Annotated in this window: 7 protein-coding genes and 1 pseudogene; 5 read left to right on the top strand and 3 right to left on the bottom strand. The window is 58.5% G+C overall.

The window, feature by feature from the left end; all coding sequences use genetic code 11:
- Positions 1 to 6: 6 nt before the first annotated feature.
- Positions 7 to 234 (top strand): annotated as a pseudogene (locus tag AC07V8_RS00705) (transposase); the annotation flags it as partial.
- 370 nt (positions 235 to 604) lie between these two features.
- Here the strand turns inward: AC07V8_RS00705 and rnhA are convergent.
- Together rnhA and AC07V8_RS00695 are read right to left on the bottom strand one after the other, a co-directional pair.
- On the bottom strand, positions 605 to 1,039 hold the full coding sequence (rnhA, locus tag AC07V8_RS00700) for a ribonuclease HI (RefSeq protein WP_062117257.1): 435 nt from the start codon (positions 1,037 to 1,039) through the stop codon (positions 605 to 607).
- Between the two features lie 102 nt (positions 1,040 to 1,141).
- Positions 1,142 to 1,927, bottom strand: a complete 786-nt coding sequence (locus AC07V8_RS00695; protein WP_494677108.1) for a class I SAM-dependent methyltransferase — start codon at positions 1,925 to 1,927, stop codon at positions 1,142 to 1,144.
- Here AC07V8_RS00695 and gloB point away from each other — a divergent pair.
- The 3 genes from gloB to fabI all read left to right on the top strand — a co-directional run bounded on the left by gloB (position 1,926) and on the right by fabI (position 5,483).
- Complete coding sequence (gloB, locus tag AC07V8_RS00690) at positions 1,926 to 2,747, top strand: hydroxyacylglutathione hydrolase (RefSeq protein WP_494677109.1); 822 nt, start codon at positions 1,926 to 1,928, stop codon at positions 2,745 to 2,747. The genes AC07V8_RS00695 and gloB overlap by 2 nt on opposite strands.
- A 224-nt stretch (positions 2,748 to 2,971) precedes the next feature.
- Complete coding sequence (locus AC07V8_RS00685; protein ID WP_494677110.1) at positions 2,972 to 4,480, top strand: transglycosylase SLT domain-containing protein; 1,509 nt, start codon at positions 2,972 to 2,974, stop codon at positions 4,478 to 4,480.
- Between the two features lie 220 nt (positions 4,481 to 4,700).
- Entirely contained in the window at positions 4,701 to 5,483 is a 783-nt protein-coding gene (gene fabI, locus AC07V8_RS00680) for an enoyl-ACP reductase FabI (protein WP_494677111.1), read from the top strand.
- A 94-nt stretch (positions 5,484 to 5,577) separates the two neighbouring features.
- Here the strand turns inward: fabI and AC07V8_RS00675 are convergent, their stop codons facing one another.
- The gene (locus tag AC07V8_RS00675; protein ID WP_494677112.1) at positions 5,578 to 6,108 is read right to left on the bottom strand and encodes an OmpA family protein; all 531 of its coding nucleotides are present in this window, start codon (positions 6,106 to 6,108) and stop codon (positions 5,578 to 5,580) included.
- Between the two features lie 503 nt (positions 6,109 to 6,611).
- On the opposite strand from AC07V8_RS00675, the gene AC07V8_RS00670 reads away from it, so the two are divergent.
- On the top strand, positions 6,612 to 8,018 hold the full coding sequence (locus AC07V8_RS00670; protein WP_494677113.1) for a DEAD/DEAH box helicase: 1,407 nt from the start codon (positions 6,612 to 6,614) through the stop codon (positions 8,016 to 8,018).
- The last annotated feature ends 94 nt before the right edge of the window (positions 8,019 to 8,112 follow it).

Raw genomic sequence — 8,112 nt, 5'->3', positions numbered from 1 at the left:
TGACCTATTTTGCGAGACGGTCAGTGGGAACGGATTGCGCCACTGCTGCAAGGCACACCAGGCGATAGCGGTCGAAAAGGTGTTGACAATCGATTGTTTGTTGAAGCTGTATTGTGGATCGCTCGCACCGGCTGCCCATGGCGCGATTTGCCTGCGGAATTTGGTTTGTGAAATAGCGTCCATGTTCGCTTTGCGCGCTGGTCGGACAAACAGGTGTGGTTAAAAGTCTTTGCGGAGTGGACTGCCCCCCTCGGACTGGACCAAGGTTGATCGAGAATTTAAGCCGCTTTACTCGCGTTCAGTGCGCCCCTCCTGGGTTGGGGTGCTGTACTTTTATGCTCCCCCTGCCCAGCGGCGCAGCAGAAGTGTAAACAGTTATGCCTGCAAAATGTCCATTGTTTACACAATACCGTTAAGCACATGCAATTTTGCAAGCCTCTCGAGGTGCTGTACATAGGGGAAAGCACCCACCGTTGACAATCCTTCTAACTATATAGAAAGACTTAATTTGTCGCATGGTCACTCTTCAATACAAACATAAAAACAAAAAACTGCGTGGCGCGACGGCGGCGCCGGCAATGCTGCCGACACCCTCAACGTGCGCTTATACAACCGTGGTGACGCCGCGATTGGCGAGCTGGTCGGCGCGCTCGTTGCCGACGTGGCCGGCGTGCCCCTTGACCCAGCGCCATTCGATCTTGTGCCGGGCCTGGGCGGCGTCCAGCGCCTGCCACAGGTCGACGTTTTTCACGGGTTCGCGCGCCGCGGTTTTCCAGCCGCGCGCTTTCCAGCCGTGTATCCATTCGCTGATGCCTTTTTGCACGTACTGGCTGTCGGTAAACACGATGACTTCGCAAGGTCGGGTCAAGGCGGTCAGCGCCTCGATCACGGCTTTCAGCTCCATGCGGTTGTTGGTGGTGTTGCGTTCGCCGCCGAACAATTCTTTTTCCTTGCCGTCCGCTACCAGCAGCGCACCCCAGCCGCCGGTGCCAGGATTGCCCTTGCAGGCGCCGTCGGCAAAAATTTCTACTTTATCCATGCTGTCTTTCATTACTCTGTTTACTTTGTTATCGGGATAGCCTGCAGCGCAGGCCATTCTCTGGAAACCGTGGTTGCGTGCTTATGAGCGCTGATTGCGCGCTTACTCCGCGCCGCTCTGATCCGCCTTGTGGATCTTGTTGGTGGCCGGCACGCCGCGTCCGGCCTTGATCGCCTGCTTGCTGAACGCCGGACCGATCAGGTGCATGCCCTTGACCCGCTTGATCGCCTGCACAATATATACCGCGCCGAAATACGGCCACCAGCGGTTGCCGGCTTTCTCCATGAAAGCGGAACGGTGCAGCCATTTGCTGCTGGTGTACGGCGGCGCATAGCAGCCGAAGTGGCCGCGGTTGACCTCCATGTTCAGCAGCTTCAGCCAGTCCTTCAGCCGCAGCAGGCTGATGAATTCGGCGTTCTGCGGGAGGAAATGCGCGCCCGACATGCGTCCCATGGTTTGCCGAATGCCCCACAGGCTGGCCGGATTGAAACCGCAGATGATGACCTGCCCTTCCGGAATCAGCACACGCTCCACCTCGCGCAGTATCTGGTGCGGCTCGGCGGCAAATTCCAGCACATGCGGCAGCACCACCAGGTCCAGGCTTTGCGAGGCGAACGGCAGTTCGGCGAAATCGTGGGTCACCACCACACCGGACTGCGCTTCGCCCACTTCAGGCAAGCGGCTGTCGGTCAGCCATTTATGGCGCATGCGATTGGCCTGCAAGGCCTTGATCTGCGGCACGCCGATTTGCATCGCATTGAAGCCGAAGATGTCCGCCGTCATCGCATCCAGGCGCGCCTGCTCCCATTCCAGCATGTAACTGCCGGTGGGCGTCTGCAGCCAGGGGCCGAGCGCTATAATGGACTTTTCTGCTGACGGATTTGCCATGCCTGCCTTGTTCGATAAATCACTGGATGAATCTTTAAATAAGTCGCTAAGTGTATTGGCGGTGCCGGCTTTTAACGACAATTATCTTTGGCTGATTCACGATGGCCGCCTGGCCGCCGTGGTCGATCCCGGCGATGCCCAGCCGATCCTGGCATCACTGGCCGCGCATGGCCTGACGCTTGCCGCTATTTTACTGACTCATCACCATGCTGACCATGTCGGCGGCGTACAAACTTTGCTGCAGCATTATAAGGTGCCGGTGTTCGGCCCTGCCGGCGAAGCCATCGCTGGCGTCACCAGGCCGCTGCGCGAAGGCGATACCGCCATCCTTCCGGAGCTGGGGCTGAGCTTGTCGGTGCTCGATGTTCCTGGCCACACCAGCGGCCATATCGCCTATGTGGCGCAGGGCCAGCCCTGGCTGTTTTGCGGCGACACCCTGTTCGCCGGCGGCTGCGGGCGGCTGTTTGAAGGCAGCCCGGGGCAGATGGTCGCCTCACTGGCAAAACTGAGCGGCTTGCCGGGCGACACCCTGGTCTATTGCGCGCATGAATATACCATCTCGAACCTGCGCTTTGCCCTGGCGGTCGAGCCGGACAATGCCCGGCTGGTTGAACGCATGACAAACGAACAAGCCAAGCGCGCCCGTCAGCAAGCGACCGTACCGTCGACCATTGCACTGGAAAACGCCACCAACCCGTTCCTGCGCTATCGGCAGCCAACCATCGTCGCCAGCCTGCAAGACAGCGGCCGCCTCGCCGGAAAAGACGGGCCGGTGGCGGCTTTCGCCGCGCTGCGGGAATGGAAAAACGATTTCAAATAATCCGGCAGAGCGCGATGCCTGCCTTAAAGATTGATAGTGATCGATCGCTCGGGATCGTTAGATAGTCTCCGCATATCGATTTCCGGAAAGTAATACCTAATAAATCAATCACTTATCGCATGTAACATTGCAATTTCCGCTTGACGGGAGAAAACCGCCTTACGTACACTGCGTCTAATCCATTATTACCGGTCGATGACATCCCGGTCACATAAATTGAACCCATGTACCAGCTAAAACTCAAGACATTCGCCTTTGCCGCGCTCGCTTTTTTCGGCACTCCGCTCTTGGCTCAAGCCAACGACATTTCCATCTACACCCCCACTTTCAGCCTGATCGACCCGAACGACCCCAGCGCCGGCATGCTTGGCATGGAGCAAGTCGACATCTGGGCGCGCATACGCAAGGGCTTTGGCATCCCGGACCTGGATAACCAGCAGGTGGTCAACCAGACCGATTTCTACAGCGCCCGGCCCGAATATTTTGAACGCACCACAGTGCGTGCCTCCCGCTATCTGTTTCACGTAGTGCAAGAACTGGAAAAACGCGGCATGCCGACCGAACTGGCGCTGCTGCCGTTTATCGAGTCTTCGTTCAATCCGGAGGCCTATTCCAGCGCCAAGGCGGCCGGCATGTGGCAGTTCGTGCCCGCCACCGGACGCGACTACAACCTCAAGCAAAACATGTTCAAGGATGAGCGCCGCGATGTCCTGGCCTCGACCGACGCCGCCCTGACCTACCTGCAAAAACTGTATGGCATGTTCGGCGACTGGCAGCTGGCGCTGGCTGCCTATAACTGGGGCGAAGGCTCGGTGCAGCGCGCCATCAACAAGAACCAGGCCGCCGGCCTGCCGACCGATTTCAACAGCCTGGCGCCGCTGATGCCGGCCGAAACCCGCAATTACGTCCCCAAACTGCAAGCCGTCAAGAACATCATTGCGGCGCCGGACATGTATAACATTGCCTTGCCCAAGGTCGACAACCAGCCCTACTTCGTCACCATCGGCAAGACCCGCGACATCGACGTCAAGGTCGCCGCGCAACTGGCCGAACTGTCGCTGGAAGAATTCAAGGCCCTCAACCCGCAGTTCAACCGCCCGGTCATCATCGGCAGTTCCGACACCAAGATCCTGCTGCCGGAAAGCAATGCCGAGAAATTCAAGAACAACCTGACCAAGTGGACCCACACGCTGTCTTCCTGGACCTCGCATACGGTAGGCAGCGCGCGCGAGCGGATTGAAACCATCGCCGCCAAATTCGACACCACGCCAGCCGTGATCCGCGAAGTCAACCACATCCCGCCAAGAATGCTGCTGAAAGCCGGCTCCACCATCCTGGTGCCGAAAACCGAAGAAGCCAACAGCGACATCACAGCTGAAGTCGCCGACAACGCCACCATGGCAGTGACGCCGGATGCGCCGGAAAGCCGCCGCATCTACGTCAAGGTCGGCAAGCGCGATACGCTGGCCTCGATCGCCGCGCGCTATCGCGTCAGCGTCAGTCAGGTGAAGGCCTGGAACGGCCTGCATCACGACAGCGTCAGCCGTGGCCAGAGCCTGCAGCTGCAAGTGCCTAACCGCATGGTGGCGTCCAGCTCCGGCGGCAAGAAAGCCGGCCATAACGTGCGCTATCACACTGCCGCCGCCAGCCGCGGCAGCAGCAAAACCAAGGTGGCCGTGAAAAAGAACGGCAAGCCGGTGGTTCTGGCCTCATCCCGCGGCTCGCGCAGCTGATATTTATCTTCAGCGCTGCCGCCAAAAGACCCCTGTCGCTGGCCTGCCAGCGTCGCGGGTCTTTTTTAAAAACCTGGGAATTGTCGAAAAAGCAATATCAGGCCAGGCAGCGACATAGTTGCCCTTCGCCCGCCGAACCCCTACAATCTTGCCCTGTTCGCTAACAACCTCAAGCACACCCCCGCCCGCACTACAAACGGCGCGCACATCTGGAGTCAATATGGCATTCCTGCAAGGCAAAAAAATTCTGATCACTGGTTTGCTGTCCAACCGCTCGATCGCTTATGGCATCGCACAAGCCTGCAAACGCGAAGGCGCCGAACTGGCGTTCACCTATGTCGGCGAGCGCTTCAAGGAACGCATCACCAATTTTGCGAAAGAATTCGGCAGCGAATTGATTTTCGACTGCGACGTCGGCAGCGACGAGCAGATCAATGCGCTGTTTGCCGACCTCGGCAAATCCTGGGACCACCTGGACGGCCTGGTGCACGCCATCGGCTTCGCCCCCGCCGATGCGATTGCCGGCGATTTCCTGGACGGCTTGTCGCGCGAAGGCTTCAAGATCGCGCATGACATTTCCTCCTACAGTTTCCCAGCCATGGCCAAGGCGGCGATCCCGCTGCTGCGTCCGAATTCGGCGCTGCTGACCCTGACCTACCTCGGTTCGGAACGGGTTGTCCCCAACTACAACACCATGGGCCTGGCCAAGGCTTCGCTGGAAGCCAGCGTGCGTTACATGGCCGGCTCCCTGGGCCCGAAAGGCATCCGCGTCAACGGCATTTCGGCGGGACCGATCAAGACCCTGGCCGCCAGCGGCATCAAGGGCTTCGGCAAGATCCTGGGCTTCGTCGCCGAGCACGCGCCGCTGCGCCGTAACGTGACCGTGGAAGATGTCGGCAATGCGGCAGCCTTCCTGCTGTCCGACCTGTCTAGCGGCATCACTGGCGAAATCACCTATGTCGATGGCGGCTTCTCGCACGTGGTGGGCGGCATCGCCGAGTAATCCTGGACCCCGCAGGGCTGCGCAGGAATGCGGGGCCGAAAAAAATCCCGGCAGTGCATGCCGGGATTTTTTTTGGGGAACCGTGCTGTGCGTTTTACTGATGCACAGTGACTTCGACCCGACGGGCATCGGCATCGTTGCCGCCCAGCGAGACTTGCGGCTTGTCCAGCACGACGCGGCTTTCTTCGACGCCGGCGGCGACCAGCACGGCGCGCACTGCCTTGGCGCGCTCTTTCGACACTTCGGCGTTGACATCGGCGTTGCCGCTGGCGTCATGGTAGCCGGAGACGGCGACGGTCGCGGCGCTGTTGGCCTTCAGGTACATGACGATGGGGGCGACGTCGGTGCCAGCGCTGGCCGGCACTTCGGACTTGCCGGTTTCGAAGAAGATTTTGACAGCGCCGGGAATGCCGGCAGCGGCCTGTTCCGCACTCGCAGCAACGTTAGCGACAGCCGGAGCTTCCGCACTCTGGGGCGCCGACACCGTTGTCGCCGGCTTGCCGCCGCCCTTGCCTGAGGTAAGGCCAAAGTAGCCTGCCAGGAACAGCATCGCCACCACGACCACGCCAACGATGGCCCAGACGATTCCCAATGCTGCCTTTTGTTCGCTATCGTTATTTTCCATGCAAGCACTCCTATTGTTGATTAGTAAATATTTGATTGTATCCGAATCCGCAAAAGACCAATACGCGCTACCGGCAAACAACGATATAGCGACAAATCAACGACATATTCCCGGCAATTGCATGAATATGCTGCACCAAGTCTGAAAGTATTGTATTATTCTGTGCTGCGTTGCAATAACGAGCGCAGACAGTGCACTGCTTCACGATCATATCCAGTTTCCGGTGCTCTGTAAAAACCTGCTGTAAAAATAATATGTAGCTGCGCAAGCCTAGGCGTGTCCTGATCTCTGTAGGACATTGCATTGTAAAAGCCCTCCCGCCTTGTGTGTCGATCCTGACACCGTCCCGGCGCAAAGCTTTTGTGCCGAAATTTCTTTGTATTTGTCTCTTAGTCATTTCGTTGGTTGGCGTTGCTTTTTTGCGTTCGCTGCATTCATCGCCTGGTCGATTGTTTGCGCGATTATTTGTAGCTTATGACGCTGCACTTTACGAAAGAAGAAAAATGACTTTTGAATCACTTGGCCTCCACACGTCCGTTATCAAAGCACTGACCGAAGCTGGCTACACCAAACCGACTGGCGTTCAAGAACAAGCCATCCCTGCCGCTATCGAAGGCCGTGACCTGCTGGTTTCCTCGCAAACCGGTTCCGGCAAGACTGCAGCATTCATGCTGCCTGCGCTGCACAAATTCGCTTCCGAGCAACAAGCCGCTCCTGCTGCTGCCGGCAAGACCCCAAATCAAGAAATGCAAGCTTCCCGTTCCCGCGGCGAGCGTCCGCGTTTCAAGCCGGCACAACCGAAGATGCTGGTATTGACGCCGACCCGCGAACTGGCTTTGCAAGTCACCACCGCGACCGACAAGTACGGTTCGCACATGAAGCGCGTCAAGGCGATTTCGATCCTGGGCGGCATGCCTTATCCAAAGCAGATGCAATTGCTGGCCAAGAACCCGGAAATCCTGGTTGCCACGCCTGGCCGTCTGATCGACCACATGGAATCGGGCAAGATCGATTTCTCGCAACTGCAGATCCTGGTGCTGGACGAAGCTGACCGCATGCTGGACATGGGTTTCATCGACGACATCGAAAAGATCGTCGACGCAACGCCTGAGTCGCGTCAAACCATGCTGTTCTCGGCGACGCTGGACGGCGTGGTCGGCAACATGGCAAAGCGCATCACCAAGAATCCGATGATCATCCAGATCGCCGGTTCCGCCACCAAGCACGAAAACATTCAACAGAAGGTTCACTTCGTCGACGACCTGTCGCACAAGAATCGCCTGCTGGACCACCTGCTGCGCGACGTCACCATGGACCAGGCAGTCGTTTTCACTGCCACCAAGCGTGATGCCGACACCATCGCCGACCGTCTGAACATCGCCGGTTTCGCTGCCGCTGCCCTGCATGGCGACATGCACCAAGGCGCGCGTAACCGCACCCTGGACAGCCTGCGCCGCGGTCAAGTCCGTGTGCTGGTTGCTACCGACGTTGCCGCTCGCGGTATCGACGTCCCGGCAATCACCCACGTATTCAACTACGATCTGCCGAAATTCCCGGAAGACTACGTCCACCGTATCGGCCGCACCGGCCGTGCCGGCCGTAACGGTGTTGCGGTATCGCTGGTGAACCACGCTGAAGGCGTCAACGTCAAGCGTATCGAACGTTTCACCAAGCAACTGATCCCGGTCGATGTGGTTGAGGGCTTCGAACCAAAGCGTTCGGCTTCGGCTCCGCGCTCGAACCACAAACCAGGCGGCTGGAAACCAGGCGACAACCGTGGCGGCGCAAAGCCGGGCGGCCGTACTTTCAGCAAGCCAGGCGCAGCACCGCGTAAAGAAGGCGGCGGCGGTGGCTACAAGGGCAACCGTTCCAACGACAGCGGCGCACGTCGCTCGTTTGGCGATCGTTAATCAGCCAGGCAAGTCGGGCGATCGCATGATCGCCGCGTAAGAAACGCAAAAAATAAAAAGGCCGCTGGAATTCCAGTGGCCTTTTTCATTGGGA

This window comes from Collimonas sp. GW821-FHT02H07 (genome assembly GCF_059421505.1).
The sequence above is the reverse complement of the archived record's forward strand: the minus strand, read 5'-3'. Positions and strand labels throughout refer to the sequence as shown.

Coding starts and splice junctions, on each gene's coding strand:
- rnhA (WP_062117257.1), bottom strand. CDS start 1,039: ATGGATAAAGTAGAAATTTTTGCCGACGGCGCCTGCAAGGGCAATCCT.
- gloB (WP_494677109.1), top strand. CDS start 1,926: ATGCCTGCCTTGTTCGATAAATCACTGGATGAATCTTTAAATAAGTCG.
- AC07V8_RS00695 (WP_494677108.1), bottom strand. CDS start 1,927: ATGGCAAATCCGTCAGCAGAAAAGTCCATTATAGCGCTCGGCCCCTGG.
- AC07V8_RS00685 (WP_494677110.1), top strand. CDS start 2,972: ATGTACCAGCTAAAACTCAAGACATTCGCCTTTGCCGCGCTCGCTTTT.
- fabI (WP_494677111.1), top strand. CDS start 4,701: ATGGCATTCCTGCAAGGCAAAAAAATTCTGATCACTGGTTTGCTGTCC.
- AC07V8_RS00675 (WP_494677112.1), bottom strand. CDS start 6,108: ATGGAAAATAACGATAGCGAACAAAAGGCAGCATTGGGAATCGTCTGG.
- AC07V8_RS00670 (WP_494677113.1), top strand. CDS start 6,612: ATGACTTTTGAATCACTTGGCCTCCACACGTCCGTTATCAAAGCACTG.